Raw genomic sequence first — 13,317 nt, forward strand, 5'->3', positions numbered from 1 at the left:
CCACGCATGGACCCGCAACAGATCAAAGAAGCGCTCGGCTCCGGCCTGCTTTCCTTCCCCGTCACGCCGTTTGACGCCGACAACAAGTTCGCGGTCGACCCTTACCAGAAGCACGTCGAGTGGCTGTCGGGCTTTGATGCGCCGGTGCTCTTTGCGGCGGGCGGCACGGGCGAGTTCTTTTCGCTGACCCCCGACGAGATCCCCGCCATCGTCAAGGCTGCCAAGGAAAGCGCGGGCAAGACGGCGATCGTCTCGGGCTGCGGCTATGGCACCGAGATCGCCAAGGGCATCGCCCGCTCGGCCGAGGATGCGGGCGGCGATGGCATCCTGCTGCTGCCGCACTATCTGATCGACGCGCCGCAGGAAGGGCTATTTGAGCACGTCAAAGCGGTCTGCAATGCCACCGGCAAGGGCGTCATGGTCTACAACCGCGATAACGCCGTGCTGCAGGCCGATACGCTGGCGCGGCTGTGTGACGAATGCCCCAACCTTGTGGGCTTCAAGGACGGCACCGGCGACATCGGCCTCGTGCGGCAGATCACCGCCAAGATGGGCGACCGGCTGACCTACCTCGGCGGCATGCCGACGGCGGAGCTCTTTGCCGAGGCCTACCTCGGCGCAGGCTTCACCACCTACAGCTCGGCGGTGTTCAACTTCGTTCCGGCGCTGGCCAACAAGTTCTATGCCGCGCTGCGCGCCGGCGATCGCGCCACCTGCGAGGACATCCTCAAGAGCTTCTTCTACCCGTTCATGGACCTTCGTTCGCGCCGCAAGGGCTATGCTGTCTCGGCGATCAAGGCGGGCGTGCGTCTGGTCGGCTTCGATGCCGGCCCGGTCCGCGCGCCGCTGTCGGATCTGACGGGCGAGGAGGAAGAGATCCTCAAGGCGCTGATCGACGCGCACCAGTAAGACAGGAAGGCCAGACCCATGAAGATCACCGAGATCCGCACCCACCTTTTGGAACACAAGCTGGAGACGGCGTTTGAGAGCGCCTCCATGCGCTTCGACAAGCGGGTGCATCTGCTGGTCGAGGTGGTCTGCGACGACGGCACCACGGGCTGGGGCGAATGCCTCGGCCCGGCGGGCCCGAACCGCGCGATGGTCGAGGCTTATAAGCCTTGGCTGCTGGGCAAGGACCCGCTGGAGACCGAAAAGCACTGGGCCGTGCTCTACAACGCGTTGCGCGATCAGGGGCAGCGGGGGATCTCGGTCTGCGCTCTGTCGGGCATCGACATCGCGCTGTGGGACATCAAGGGCAAGGCGCTTGGTGTGCCGGTGTCGACCCTGCTGGGCGGGCGTTTCCGCGAGCGCATCCGCGCCTATGCCACCGGCTCGTTCAAGCGCGACGGGGTGGATCGGGTGGCGGACAACGCCGAGGAGACCGGCCGCCAGGCGGCCGACGGCTTCCACGCGGTGAAGATCAAGATCGGCTTTGATCCGGCCGAGGATTTGCGCGTGATCAAGGCGGTGCGCGAGGCGATCGGCCCCGAGACCCGGCTGATGATCGACGGCAACCACGGCTACGACGTGATCGAGGCGGTGCGCGTCGGCAATGCCGCTGCCGAGTATGACATCGACTGGTTCGAAGAGCCGGTGATCCCCGAGCAGCTTGACGCCTATGCCGAGGTCCGCGCCCGCCAGCCGATCCCGGTGGCGGGGGGCGAGACATGGCACACGCGCTGGGGCTTTGCCGAGCCGCTGCGGCGGCGGGTGATCGACATCGCGCAGCCCGACCTTTGCGGCGTGGGCGGCTTCACCGAGGCCAAGCGGGTGGCCGATCTGGCCACGCTGCACGGCGTGCGCGTGGTGCCGCATGTCTGGGGTACGGCGGTGCAGATCGCGGCGGCCCTGCAGTTCATGGCGGCGATGGTGCCCGACCCGGTGCGGCGCGGCCCGATCGAGCCGATCATGGAGTTCGACCGCACGCACAATCCCTTCCGGCAGGCGGTGGTGACGCAGCCCATCGAGCATGACAGCGGCTGGGTCAGCATCCCCGACGCGCCGGGACTGGGCATCGAGATCGACCGCGACGCGCTGAAGGCGTTCGCGCCGAAGGGGTAAATCTGCCTTGCCCGGAACAAGGCACGTAGTGCCGCCGGGCAGCGCCCGACCGCCCGTCGCGCCGGAGGTGCGCCAATGTGGCAGCACGCCTTTGGCGTGACGGGCGGGCGCTCTCCACAGGTTTCGCAGCGCTCAGGCGGACGGCGGGGTGGAAAGATAAAGTGAAGACCGCACCCATCTCAGCGCCCACCCGCGGTCGGGCACTGCCCTCCGTCGCACCCAATTGAGAGGACCAACCATGATCGACCGCAAACTCACAGGCCCCAAGCCCAAGACCCAGATGCCCAAGGGTGCCTGCGACACGCAGATGCATATGTATCTGCCCGGCTATGCGTGGCGCGAGGACGGCAAGGGCGTGCCCGCCGAGCCGCTGCCCACGCCCGAGATGTACCGCCGCGCGATGGACTGGCTCGGGCTCGACCGCGTGGTGATCACCCAGGGCAACGGGCACGGCATGGACAACGCCAGCCTGCTCGCCTGCCTTGCCGAGATGGGCGAGTGCGCGCGCGGCGTCGCGGTGATCACTGGCGCAACCTCCGATGCGGAAATGGCGCGACTCGAAGAGGGCGGCATCGTCGGGGCGCGGATCATGGACCTGCCCGGCGGGGCGGTGGGGCTGGATCAGCTAGAGGAGGTGGATGCACGCGCCGCGCAGGCGGGCTGGATGATGGCGGTTCAGTTCGACGGCACGGCGCTGCCCGAACTGGAACCCCGGCTGGCCAAGCTCAAATCCAACTGGGTGCTCGACCACCACGGCAAGATCTTCGGGGGCATCACCTCCGAGCATATCGCCACCATGAAACGCCTTATGGACGGCGGCAACTGCTGGTTCAAATTCGCCGGTTGCTACGAGGCGACCACGACCTCGGGCCCCGACTATCCGGACATCGCCGCGCTCAGCCGCGAGATCGGCGCGCATGCGCCGGAGCGTATCGTTTGGGGCACCAACTGGCCGCACAATGCCGCCAGCCGCACCGAGGACTATCCCGACGACGCGCATCTGCTCGACCTCGCGATGAGCTGGCTGCCGGATGCGGCGGCGATCCAGCGGGTGCTGGTGGAGAGCCCGCAGGCGCTCTATGGTTTTCCCAAAGCGACCTGAGGAGGACCGAAGACACCATGGCAGAGCAAACGCCCCGCATCTTGTGCTACGGAGACAGTCTGACATGGGGGCATGACCCCGCACGGGGCGGGTTGCGGCACCCGATTGAGGATCTCTGGCCCTCGGTGCTGGCCGAGGCGATCCCCGAGGCGACCGTGCTGGCCGACGGGGTGAACGGACGCAGCACCTCGTTTGACGACCATGCGGCGCCCTGCGACCGCAACGCCACGCGCACGCTGCCGGTGGCGCTGGCGGCGCATATGCCGCTTGATCTGGTGGTTGTCATGCTGGGCACCAATGACCTCAAACCCAAGCACGGCGGCGTCGCCAGCGGCGCGCAGGCGGGCATGCGGCGGCTGATCCAATTGGTGCGCGGCTTTCCGTTCAAGCCCGCCTCGGCGGTGCCGCAAATCCTGATCGTCGCGCCGCCGTACTGCATTTCGCCCTCGCGCGGCGAGCTCGACAGCCCGATCCGGGTGGAGCAGTCGCATCTCTTCGGCGCGCTCTATGCGGATCTGGCCGAAGAAGAGGGCGTGGCGTTCTACGATGCGGGCCGGGCGGCGCATCCCTCGCCGCTCGACGGGGTGCATCTGGACGCGGCGAACACGCGGGCCATCGGCGCGGCACTGGCAGAGCCGGTGCGCGCGCTTCTTACACTCTGAGACCGCTCATCAGGCGGGGGCGCGGGCCGAGAGCCGCTGCGCCGCCGCCATCATCAGCGGGCCGACGCCCTTGGCGTCATCGGCGACGATGTCTTCTGTCAGGTAGTAGCCCTGCGAGCCGTCGCGCATCTTGCCATCGAAGCCGCCGAGTCCCGCCACGTGGCAGATGTGGGTGAGCCGCGTGACGCCATCGCTGGTTTCCAGCCGGGTCTCTACAAGGGCGTCATAGGCGTGCTGGCCCGCATCGAACCACTCTCCGAGGCCGAGCTCGGTGCCGCGCATCAGCGCGTAGGCGAACATCGCCGAGGCCGAGCTTTCCTCGTAATTGCCCGCAAGGCCCGGCGCGTCGAGCACCTGCGGCCAGAGCCCCGAGCGGCGCTGCTCCATGGCCACCGCCTGCAGCAGTTCAATCGTCTTGCGGGTCGGGGCGTCGGCGGGCACCAGCGCGCAGATGTCAACCATCGCCATGGCCAGCCACCCCACCGCGCGCGCCCAGACCGAGGCGGACTGCCCAGTGTCTGGGTCGGCCCAGCCCTGTACCTTGGCCGCGTCATAGCCATGCACGTAAAGCCCGGACGGCCCGCGCGTCAGGTCCAGCGCGCGGGCCAGCTGCGCCAGCGCGTCCTGCACCAGTTCGGGGCGGCTTGTGCGCAGCCCGTATTCGATCTGGAACGGCAGTCCCATATAGAGCCCGTCCAGCCAGACCTGACTTGGATAGCGCTGCTTGTGCCAGTAATTGCCAGCTTTGGTGCGCGGGTGGCGCGAGAGTTGTTCGGCGAGCAGGTCGGCGGCCTTCATGTAGCGCGGATCGCCGGTCTCGTCGGCGAGGTGGAACAGGCAGCGCCCGGCAAGGATGTGGTCGATGTTGAACTCGTCGATCCGGTAGCCCGCAAGCGTGCCGTCCGGGGCGATCTGCGCATCGGTCAGGCGTTTGAGGTGGTCAAACCAGCGCACCTCGCCGGTGGCCTGATGCAGCAGGGCCAGACCACGGTAGATGCAGCCATCCTCGTAGCACCAACAGCCGCCCTTGTAGTGGCGGTAACGGCCGGCGAAGGCGTCGAAATACTCCAGAACGGTGGGCAGGGTCATGGCAGGGCGGGGCTCCGGTTGAGGGCGTCGTCGGTGCTGAGCGGGGCGGGATCGGCGGCTAGATCACCGGCGAGTACTGCATGTTCGGCCAGCACGCCGGCGTGGCGCAGCGGGCGAATGCCATCGGCCATCAGCGGCGGCTCGGCGCGGGCGGTGGGATCGTGCGAGACAAGGGTGATGCGCGAGAGGCGGATCGGGCCGATGGGCGCTTCGGGCAGGCCCAGGAAGGCGCCGACAGCGTGGGAAAGGTTGCGGATTTCCACGTCCTCGGCGGTGATCTCGCCCACCTGCGGGGTGAGATGAGACACCGCGGCAGGCATGCGCGACTGCACCCAATCCGCGTGACCATCGTGATCGCAGTAGTAATGCGCGTTGGCCGAGAAGGCGGTGAGCACGCCGTCCATGGTCACGTTGCGCATGGCGACACGCTGGATACGTCCTCCGCGTCCGCGCCGAGTTTTAAGGCGCAAGCCACGGTCGGTGCCGACCATCTCGCAGTCGCACACGGTCACGTCGGAGACGCCGCCGGACATCTCGGAGCCGATGACGCAGCCGCCGTGGCCGCGCTCCATGAGGCAGTGCTGCACGGTGACGCGGCGGGTGGGGCGCAGGTGGTCATCCTCGCCATTGTCGCCGCGCTTGCCCGCCTTGATTGCGATGCAATCGTCGCCGACCGAGAAATGCGTGCCGAGAAGTGTGACGTCTTCGCACATGTCGGGATCGAAACCATCGGTGTTGGGGCTGTCGTGCGGAGCCTGAATGCTGAGGCCCGCGGCAAAGAGATCGCGGCAGCCCTGCGGATGGATTGTCCAGCTTGGCGCGTTGCGGATGGTGAAACCGATGAGGCGGGTGGCCTCGGCGTCGATCAGGTGCAGGCCGCGCGGGCGGCGCGCGCCCTCGCGGGTTTCCTTGGGCCATGTCCACCAATCGCCGCGGTCGCCGCCGCCGTCGAGCGTGCCGAAGCCCTCGATGGTGAGATTGCGCGTGGCGATTGCGTGTAGCGGGGCGCGGAAGCAGGGTTCGGGAAGGCCCTCCCATGAGCCGAGCATGGCGCCGTCGGGAGTGCGGGCGGGCAGGATCGGCCAGCCGCGGCGGTCCGATGGGGCGGCGAGCGTGGCACCTTCCGACAGGTGCAGGATCATATTCGAGCGCAGCTCGACCGGGCCGCAAAGCCAATGGCCGGGCGGGACGATCAGCGTGCCGCCCTCGGGCAGCGCGGCGATCGCGCGGGAAAAGGCCGCGGCGGTCTGGGCGGCGTTTTCGGGGGTGTCGGTGAGGCCGTCGCGGGCGCCGAAGTCGGTGACGTTCAGGGCGCCGGGGCATGCGGCGGTAGTGAAGCTCAGGCGCTCGCCGCCGCAGGTAAAGTCATACGCGGTGCCCGGCTCCAGCGGGCCGAGCGGCAGCACGACGCGCGATGCGGTGCCGCTGGCCACGGTCTCGCCATCGCGGCTCAGGCGCCAGCTTCGGGCGGGATCGAGCGTGAAGCGCGCGGGCGGCGGCGCAAGGCACAGCACGGCCATGCGCGGGGTCACCGCGGCGCATCGGATCAGGGACATGGATCGGGCTTTCGTCAGGGAAGAGGCGGGCGGCCCCGAGTGACAGGGTCGCCCGCAGGGAGGTGTTCGGTCAGTCGAACTGGCTCAGCACGTCGTTGGCGCCTTCGATGATGTACTCGGCGGCCTCTTCTGCGCTGACCATGCCGTAGGAAAACTCCTCGAGCGTGTCGACGAAGGTGGCGCGCAGCTCGGGGTGTTCGTTGAACGGCGAGACGGCGGGGCCTTCGGAGGCCATCATGATCTCATGCGCCTTGAGCAGCTGCGGCTTGATCTCCCCCGCGCCTTCGAGACGTTCGAGCGCCACCTTCGAGGCGGGCAGGCCGCGGGTCACGCCAAGCGCGTCGATGCCCTCTGGCTCGTTGACGAGGCAGTTGAGGATCTCTGCGGCGGCCTCGGGGTTGTCCGAGTTCTTCGACACCGCCAGCAGCATCGAGGGCTTGCGATAAACGCCTTCGGTCTTGGCGTCCTCGAAGGTGATCATCGGCACCGCGCTCAGTTCCTCGCCGTCGTTCAGCGGGTCGGAGAACTTGAAGTAGGTGCTGTCCCATTCGTAGGACCCGGCGATCTCGCCCTCGGCCCAAGCGGTCTTTTCGTAGAGCTTCACGTTGCCCTCGGCGGCCTCGTCCTGGCGCGACTGGATGGCGCCGGTGTCGACCATGCGCTGGTAGAAATTGATGCCTTCCACCAGTTCCTCGGGAGTCCATGCAACGCGGTTGGTCTCGGGGTCGACGAGGTCTTTGCCGGTCTTTTGGGTGACGGCCAGAGATACCAGAAGCTGCGCGCTTTCGGCCACCGCGTTGAACAAGCGGTAATCCTCGCCTTCCTTGTCGCGCAGCGCCTCGGCGGCGCCAAAGAATTCTTCCCACGTGGTGGGCGGGGTGATCCCGGCCTCGCTCAGCGTGGTGGTGTTGAAGAAGAACACGCGTCCGGTGGTCGAGATCGGGATGCCCTGCACGTGGCCCTTGACGGTCACGCCATCAAGATCGGCCTGCGGGTACTGCGACAGGTCCACCGGGGCCAGATCCTGCAGGTCGGCGAAGCCGGTGCCATCGCGTGAGAACAGCGGCAGCCACGGCCAGTTCACCTGCATGATGTCGGCCTCGGTGCCGCCCGCCATCTGCGTCGTGAGCTTCTCCAGATAGCCCGAGTAGCCGGTGAACTCGGGCGCGATGGTATGGCCGTGCTTTTCACCGCAGGCCTTCAGCGCCTCCTGCGTGGCGACGTGGCGGGACTCGCCGCCCCACCAGCTCATCCGCAGGTCGGCCGCGTTCGCCGCCGACAGCGCACAGGGCACCAGTGCGCTGGCCAGCAGCGCCTTCTTGATTGTTGATTTCATTTTGAAAACTCCTCCTCCTAGTTTTCGGTTCAGCCCGCGAGGGGCAGGGAAACATTCGCGCCGCTTGCGCGGTCGAAGATATGGGCGTGACCAAGATCGGGCGTCAGCCGGATGCGCTCGTCCGAGCGGTCGAGCGCGTCATATTCCGCGGCGCCCGCGACGGTGGTGATCTCCTTGCCCTCGAGTGTGGCGTGCAGATAAACCTCATGCCCCATGAACTCGGCCGAACGCAGCCGCGCGGTGAGCCCATTGCCCGCCGAGAGCTTCATGTGCTGCGGACGAATGCCGAGCGCGGCCTCCTGCGGCTTGGCCTGCATCCGGCCCAGCACCGCCTGATCCAGCGAGATCACCTGACCGCCGAGGCGGAAATCGGTGCCCTCGATCTGACCATCGATCACGTTCATCTCGGGCGAGCCGATGAAGCCCGCGACGAACAGATTGGCCGGGCGGTCGTAGAGCTCTTTGGGGGTGGCCACCTGCATGATATGGCCGTCCTTCATCACGCAGATGCGGTCGCCCATGGTCATTGCCTCGGTCTGGTCGTGGGTGACGTAGACCACGGTCGAGGGGCGGCCCTCGGCCTTCAGGCGCTTGTGCAGGTCGGTGATCCGCACCCGCATCGAGGCGCGCAGCTTGGCGTCGAGGTTCGACAGCGGCTCGTCGAACAGGAACACCTCGGGCTTTTTGATCAGCGCCCGGCCCAAGGCGACCCGCTGCGCCTGACCGCCCGAAAGCTGTTTGGGCAGCCGGTCGAGCAGCGGCTCGATCTCGAGGATGCGGGCAACCTCCTGCACGGCGGCCTCGCGCTCGGCTTTGGGCACATGCGCCAGACGCAGGCCGAAGGCGAGGTTGGAGCGCACCTTCATGTGCGGGTAGAGCGCGTAGTTCTGGAACACCATGGCGATGCGGCGCTTGCCGGGGGGCAGGGCGTTGACGATGCGGTCGCCGATGCGGACCTCGCCGCTGGTGACCTCTTCGAGCCCCGCGATCATCCGCAGCGTGGTGGATTTGGCGCAGCCCGAGGGGCCGACCAGCACCATGAACTCGCCTTCTTCCACATCGAGGTCGATCCCGTGCACCGCCTTGAACGCACCGCCATAGACCTTTTCGAGCTTGTTGAGTTGCAGACGTGCCATTGGATTATCCTTTCACCCCACCGGCAGAGATGCCTTCGATGAAGTATTTCTGAGCCATGAAGAACACGATGAGTGCGGGCGTGATGGTGAGCACGGACATCGCGAGGATGCGGTTCCATTCGAACGCCTCGGTCGTGTCGATCGAGAGTTTCAGCGCCAGGCTGACCGGGTACTTGTCGACCGAGCTGATGTAGATCAGCGGGCCGAGGAAATCGTTCATCGTCCACATGAACTGGAACAGGCACACCGAGATCAGCGCCGGAGCCAGCATGGGCACGACGATGAACACCAGCGTCTGCCACGAGTTCGCGCCGTCGACCCGTGCCGCCTCTTCCATGTCGCCCGGGATGGCGCGCAGGAATTGTACCAGCATGAAGACGAAGAAGGCATCGCCGGCGAAGGCGGATGGCACCCAGAGCGGCAGGAAGCTGTCGAGCCAGCCCAGATCGCGGAACAGCAGGTACTGCGGGATGCGGGTCACGACGTTCGGCAGCAGCAGGATGGCGATGACCGAGCCGAACAGCAGCTTCTTCAGCGGGAAGTCGAACCGGGCGAAGCCGTAGGCCACCATGGTGCAGCTGATCGCCGTGCCGATCACCTTGGGCAGAATGATCAGGAAGGAGTTCAGGAAGAACCGCCCGAAGGTGTAGGGGGTCGAGGTCTCCCAGCCCTTCACGTAGCCCTCGGTGGTGGGCTCGCTGGGCAGAAATCCGGGGTTGGCGAAGATCTCGGCGTTGGTTTTGAACGAGGCGCCGACCAGCCAGATCAGCGGGTAGAGCATCATCAGCCCGACGCCGAAGAGGATGATGTAGCGCACCGCGGCCGAGATCTTGGCATTGCGGATTTGCTTGGCGTTGGCGGCGCGGGCCTCTGCAAGGCCGTCGGCGCCGGCGCTCAGGACATCGGATGCATGTGAGATATCGGTCATTGTCAGCTCCGCTTGTCGCCGGCGTAGTAGACCCACTTTTTCGACGACCAGAAGGCCACGAGGGTCAGCACCATGATGATCACGAAGAGCACCCAGGCGATCGCCGAGGCATAGCCCATGTCAAAGCGGCGGAAGGCTTCGTCGTAGATGTACATCGGCAGCAGGTAGGTGGATTTCAGCGGGCCGCCTTGGGTGATGATGTAGGGGCCGTTGAACTCTTGGAACGCCTGAACCATCTGCATGATCAGGTTGAAGAAGATCACCGGGGTGATCAGCGGGATGGTGATGAAGATGAAGCAATGCGCCTTGCTCGCGCCGTCGATTTCGGCGGCCTCGTAGAGCGACTTGTCGATCGATTGCAGCGCCGCGAGAAAGATCACCATGGCCGAGCCGAACTGCCAGCAGCGCAGCAGCGTGATGGTGAAAAGCGCGTTCTGCGGATCGCCGAACCAGTTCACCGCCTCGAAGCCAAGCCCGGTGAGCATCATGTTCACCAGCCCCTCGGAGGCGAAGATATAGCGCCACAGCACCGCGATGGCGATCGACCCGCCAAGGATCGAGGGCACGTAGAAGGCGGTGCGGAAGAAGTTGATGAACTTCAGCTTGTAGTTGAGGATGTAGGCGATGAAGAGCGCAAAGGCGAGCTTCAGCGGCACCGTCGTGAACACATAGATCAGCGTCACCGTCAGCGAGCGGCGGAACGTCCGGTCCTTAGTGAACAGATCGATGTAATTCTCCAGTCCCGTCCATCTTGGCGCCGACATCAGGTTGTAGTCGGTGAAGCTGAGATAGAGCGATGCCCCGAAGGGGATCATCGTGAAGACCAGAAGTCCGATGATGTAGGGCGAAAGGTAGCCAAGCCCCAGAGCGCGCTTGCGCGTCATGGCCGGCCTCCCTTGCCGCGGCGCGCCGGAATGGCGCCCGACTTCGGCGAAATAAGCATGTGTCCTCCCAAACTGCGCGGAATTCGCCGGTCCCGTAGCGTCAGCTGGCCCTCTCCTCAGGGCTGGCTGGTGACAGGCGGTCCTCCACAGTTGTATGATGAATTACTGTCAGAAGGCGAGGCCGGATTGAATTCACCAGGATGGCGAAAAAGATGGACGAAATCGGAGGTTCAATTCTCGACCGGGTGCCGCCCACGGCACTGACCCTGACGCTGACCCGCTCGGCCATCCGCATGCAGCACTCGTCGCTGTGGCGGATCGAGAAGGTCAACCCGGTGGAGGATCTGGTGATCGCGCTGGAGGGGCGGGGGGATTATCTGATCGACGGAACGCGCGTGTCGCTGGACCCGGGCGAGGCCATGCTGCTGCGCCGGGGCGAGAGTTTCGTGGGCTGGAATGAGGGAGAGCCGCTCTACACGGGGCTGGCGCAACACTTCACGCTTGGCATCTACGGCGACGCCGATCTGGTCGCGCAGATGGACCTGCGCCGGAAGGTGCGTCTTTCACGCTGGGAAGAACTTGCGCCGCTGATCCGCAGCTACCGCGAAAGCGCGCCGCCGAACTCGGTCACGCTGATGCAGCACCACCTGTTCATGGTGTTCCTGATCGCCTTCATCGACGACGCCTTTCTAGGCTGGCGGCAGGGTGGGGCGGTGCCGCTCGACGGGGCGGCGGCGATCGATCTGGCGGTGATGAAGGCGGCGGCGCAGATCTCGACCGCGCCGCTGGATCCAGAGGTTGCGGCACAGGCGGTGGAGGCGGCGCCCTACAATGCTGACTATTTCCACCGCGCCTTCCGCGACCGGCTGGGGCGCACGCCGCGGCAGTATCAGGAATACTGCCGGATGGAGCGGGCGATGTCGTTGCTCGAGCGGGGTATGAGCCCGTCGCAGGTGGCCGGAGAGATCGGCTACGGCGATCCTTATTATTTCAGCCGCGCGTTCAAGCGGCAGATGGGCATCAGCCCGCGCGGCCATCAGCAAAGGGTGAAGCGCGCGCAGGATGGGCAGATCATGGGGATGGATGAGGCCGATCAGGCGCGGGCGCTGGGTCAGGGGTAATTGGCCCGGACCCGGGCTCGAAGGCGCGTGCCCGGCTCATGTTGCGCTTCTGGCGAGGTCAGAGAAAATCGTCCCGCCGCGGGGTGAAGCAATCGATCAGCCGCCCGGCCTCGAGGCACTCGCAGCCGTGCTTGGCGCCCGAGGGGATGACGAAGCTGTCACCGGGCTTCACCTCGAAGCTCTCGTCGCCGAGGAAGAAGGTGAAGCGCCCGCTCTCGCAGTAGGTGGACTGCACGTGCGGGTGATGATGCATCGCGCCCTGCGCGCCTTTTTCGAAGCGAAAGGAGACGACCATCAGCTCGGGGCTGTCGGCCAGCACCTGACGCGCGACGCCGGTGTCGGGAAATGCGACGGGGAATGTGCTCATGAAGAAGGTCCTTGCTTGGGCGTTATTGCCCGGTCTTGCGCAGCAGGTTGCGATAGCGCGACTGTGCGCCCTTGAGGTGAAGCCGCATGGCAAGCCGCGCCGCATCCTCGTTGCCGTCGAGCACGGCGTTGACGATGGCCTCATGCTCGGCGTCGATCGCCTTGAGGTAGGTGGCGGTGGCGGCGTCGCTGTCGTCGCTGAGCGCGTGGCGCGGGATCACGCTTGCGCCGATCATCGACAGGAAATCGCGAAAGCGCGGGTTGTTGGTGGCGTCGGCGATGGCGAGATGCAGCTCGAAGTCGGCAAGCGACGTCGGCTCTCCGGCAGCGGCCTTGCTGCGTAGTGCCGAGAGCGCCTGCAGGATTTGCTCTTCCTGCGCGGGCGAGCGGCGCAGCGCGGCCAGCCCCGCCGCCTCGACCTCGACGGCGGTGCGCAGTTCCAGCATTTCGATCATCGAGGAGATACGCACGAAATCGATGTTCTGAAACGGCAGTTCCATCTCCGGCCGCGCGTCAAGCACGAAAACCCCGGCGCCCTGACGCGGCTCAACCAGCCCTTCATAGCGCAGCGACGCAACCGCCTCGCGCACCACGGTGCGACTGACTTCGAACTCCTCGGTCAGCCGCGCTTCGCTGGGCAGGCGGGCGCCGGGCGCGTATTGGCCGGATTCGATCTGCGCGCGCAGTTGGTCGCGCACCTGTTCGACGAGCGTCTTGCCGCTGCCGCGCGACGGGCGGGCCGTTTTGACTTTCTGCTCGGTCACTTCGGTGCTCTTTCCAGTTTCCAGGGTGCGGTATACCTATATTACAGATTTTGTCATGGCTGTCCACGGTGAGCCTGCATTCGGCCACGCACGCGGTGTCCAAGAGTTGCGGACGCGTGGGTCTGTGCCGCTATATCTGCGCAAGACGCAGGTGATTAGCGGCGTATCTCACGAGGGATGAGAGCGTCGCGCACAAAGGTATGCCGATAAGTCAGACATGTACCAATATATGTATGATAACATCTTGAAGGCGAGGCCTAGACGTGGTTTTCTGCGCTCGAGGGGCGCCGCGGGCCGTCGGTCCGCCGCGCC

At 66.0% G+C, this 13,317-nt stretch carries 13 protein-coding genes; 5 read left to right on the forward strand and 8 right to left on the reverse strand.

What is annotated here, in order from left to right; genetic code table 11:
• The first annotated feature begins 6 nt into the window (after nucleotides 1-6).
• From kdgD to ACXAJT_RS19680, 4 genes are all read left to right on the forward strand, one after another.
• On the forward strand, nucleotides 7-909 hold the full coding sequence (gene kdgD, locus ACXAJT_RS19665; protein ID WP_475237849.1) for a 5-dehydro-4-deoxyglucarate dehydratase: 903 nt from the start codon (nucleotides 7-9) through the stop codon (nucleotides 907-909).
• 18 nt (nucleotides 910-927) lie between these two features.
• The gene (locus ACXAJT_RS19670; protein WP_475237851.1) at nucleotides 928-2,061 is read left to right on the forward strand and encodes a mandelate racemase/muconate lactonizing enzyme family protein; all 1,134 of its coding nucleotides are present in this window, start codon (nucleotides 928-930) and stop codon (nucleotides 2,059-2,061) included.
• Between the two features lie 238 nt (nucleotides 2,062-2,299).
• On the forward strand, nucleotides 2,300-3,163 hold the full coding sequence (locus ACXAJT_RS19675; RefSeq protein WP_475237853.1) for an amidohydrolase family protein: 864 nt from the start codon (nucleotides 2,300-2,302) through the stop codon (nucleotides 3,161-3,163).
• Nucleotides 3,164-3,180: 17 nt separating this feature from the next.
• Nucleotides 3,181-3,825 (forward strand): SGNH/GDSL hydrolase family protein, encoded by a 645-nt coding sequence (locus ACXAJT_RS19680; protein ID WP_475237855.1) that lies wholly within the window; start codon nucleotides 3,181-3,183, stop codon nucleotides 3,823-3,825.
• Between the two features lie 9 nt (nucleotides 3,826-3,834).
• Here the strand turns inward: ACXAJT_RS19680 and ACXAJT_RS19685 are convergent, their stop codons facing one another.
• From ACXAJT_RS19685 to ACXAJT_RS19710, 6 genes are all read right to left on the reverse strand, one after another.
• Nucleotides 3,835-4,914 (reverse strand): glycoside hydrolase family 88/105 protein, encoded by a 1,080-nt coding sequence (locus ACXAJT_RS19685; protein WP_475237857.1) that lies wholly within the window; start codon nucleotides 4,912-4,914, stop codon nucleotides 3,835-3,837.
• Entirely contained in the window at nucleotides 4,911-6,470 is a 1,560-nt protein-coding gene (gene pglA, locus ACXAJT_RS19690) for a polygalacturonase PglA (RefSeq protein ID WP_475237859.1), read from the reverse strand. The genes ACXAJT_RS19685 and pglA overlap by 4 nt, the downstream gene beginning before the upstream one ends.
• A 70-nt stretch (nucleotides 6,471-6,540) precedes the next feature.
• Nucleotides 6,541-7,806 (reverse strand): ABC transporter substrate-binding protein, encoded by a 1,266-nt coding sequence (locus tag ACXAJT_RS19695; RefSeq protein WP_475237862.1) that lies wholly within the window; start codon nucleotides 7,804-7,806, stop codon nucleotides 6,541-6,543.
• Nucleotides 7,807-7,835: 29 nt separating this feature from the next.
• On the reverse strand, nucleotides 7,836-8,942 hold the full coding sequence (locus ACXAJT_RS19700) for an ABC transporter ATP-binding protein (protein WP_475237864.1): 1,107 nt from the start codon (nucleotides 8,940-8,942) through the stop codon (nucleotides 7,836-7,838).
• Nucleotides 8,943-8,946: 4 nt separating this feature from the next.
• Nucleotides 8,947-9,870 (reverse strand): carbohydrate ABC transporter permease, encoded by a 924-nt coding sequence (locus ACXAJT_RS19705; RefSeq protein WP_475237867.1) that lies wholly within the window; start codon nucleotides 9,868-9,870, stop codon nucleotides 8,947-8,949.
• 2 nt (nucleotides 9,871-9,872) lie between these two features.
• A complete protein-coding gene (locus tag ACXAJT_RS19710; protein WP_475237870.1) occupies nucleotides 9,873-10,754 on the reverse strand; it encodes a carbohydrate ABC transporter permease in 882 nt (293 codons plus the stop codon).
• 212 nt (nucleotides 10,755-10,966) lie between these two features.
• Here ACXAJT_RS19710 and ACXAJT_RS19715 point away from each other — a divergent pair, with 212 nt between their 5' ends.
• Nucleotides 10,967-11,875 (forward strand): helix-turn-helix transcriptional regulator, encoded by a 909-nt coding sequence (locus ACXAJT_RS19715; protein WP_475237873.1) that lies wholly within the window; start codon nucleotides 10,967-10,969, stop codon nucleotides 11,873-11,875.
• Between the two features lie 58 nt (nucleotides 11,876-11,933).
• On the opposite strand, the gene ACXAJT_RS19720 is transcribed toward ACXAJT_RS19715, so the two are convergent.
• Together ACXAJT_RS19720 and ACXAJT_RS19725 are read right to left on the reverse strand one after the other, a co-directional pair.
• Entirely contained in the window at nucleotides 11,934-12,242 is a 309-nt protein-coding gene (locus ACXAJT_RS19720) for a cupin domain-containing protein (RefSeq protein ID WP_475237877.1), read from the reverse strand.
• Nucleotides 12,243-12,264: 22 nt separating this feature from the next.
• Nucleotides 12,265-13,005, reverse strand: a complete 741-nt coding sequence (locus tag ACXAJT_RS19725; RefSeq protein ID WP_475237880.1) for a FadR/GntR family transcriptional regulator — start codon at nucleotides 13,003-13,005, stop codon at nucleotides 12,265-12,267.
• Between the last annotated feature and the right edge of the window lie 312 nt (nucleotides 13,006-13,317).

The sequence above is a fragment of the Salipiger sp. ABF4_146 genome (genome assembly GCF_056161345.1).

Excerpts from the sequence above, each read along its gene's own strand:
- kdgD (WP_475237849.1), top strand. The coding sequence starts at position 7 with ATGGACCCGCAACAGATCAAAGAAGCGCTCGGCTCCGGCCTGCTTTCC.
- ACXAJT_RS19670 (WP_475237851.1), top strand. The coding sequence starts at position 928 with ATGAAGATCACCGAGATCCGCACCCACCTTTTGGAACACAAGCTGGAG.
- ACXAJT_RS19675 (WP_475237853.1), top strand. The coding sequence starts at position 2,300 with ATGATCGACCGCAAACTCACAGGCCCCAAGCCCAAGACCCAGATGCCC.
- ACXAJT_RS19680 (WP_475237855.1), top strand. The coding sequence starts at position 3,181 with ATGGCAGAGCAAACGCCCCGCATCTTGTGCTACGGAGACAGTCTGACA.
- ACXAJT_RS19685 (WP_475237857.1), bottom strand. The coding sequence starts at position 4,914 with ATGACCCTGCCCACCGTTCTGGAGTATTTCGACGCCTTCGCCGGCCGT.
- pglA (WP_475237859.1), bottom strand. The coding sequence starts at position 6,470 with ATGTCCCTGATCCGATGCGCCGCGGTGACCCCGCGCATGGCCGTGCTG.
- ACXAJT_RS19695 (WP_475237862.1), bottom strand. The coding sequence starts at position 7,806 with ATGAAATCAACAATCAAGAAGGCGCTGCTGGCCAGCGCACTGGTGCCC.
- ACXAJT_RS19700 (WP_475237864.1), bottom strand. The coding sequence starts at position 8,942 with ATGGCACGTCTGCAACTCAACAAGCTCGAAAAGGTCTATGGCGGTGCG.
- ACXAJT_RS19705 (WP_475237867.1), bottom strand. The coding sequence starts at position 9,870 with ATGACCGATATCTCACATGCATCCGATGTCCTGAGCGCCGGCGCCGAC.
- ACXAJT_RS19710 (WP_475237870.1), bottom strand. The coding sequence starts at position 10,754 with ATGACGCGCAAGCGCGCTCTGGGGCTTGGCTACCTTTCGCCCTACATC.
- ACXAJT_RS19715 (WP_475237873.1), top strand. The coding sequence starts at position 10,967 with ATGGACGAAATCGGAGGTTCAATTCTCGACCGGGTGCCGCCCACGGCA.
- ACXAJT_RS19720 (WP_475237877.1), bottom strand. The coding sequence starts at position 12,242 with ATGAGCACATTCCCCGTCGCATTTCCCGACACCGGCGTCGCGCGTCAG.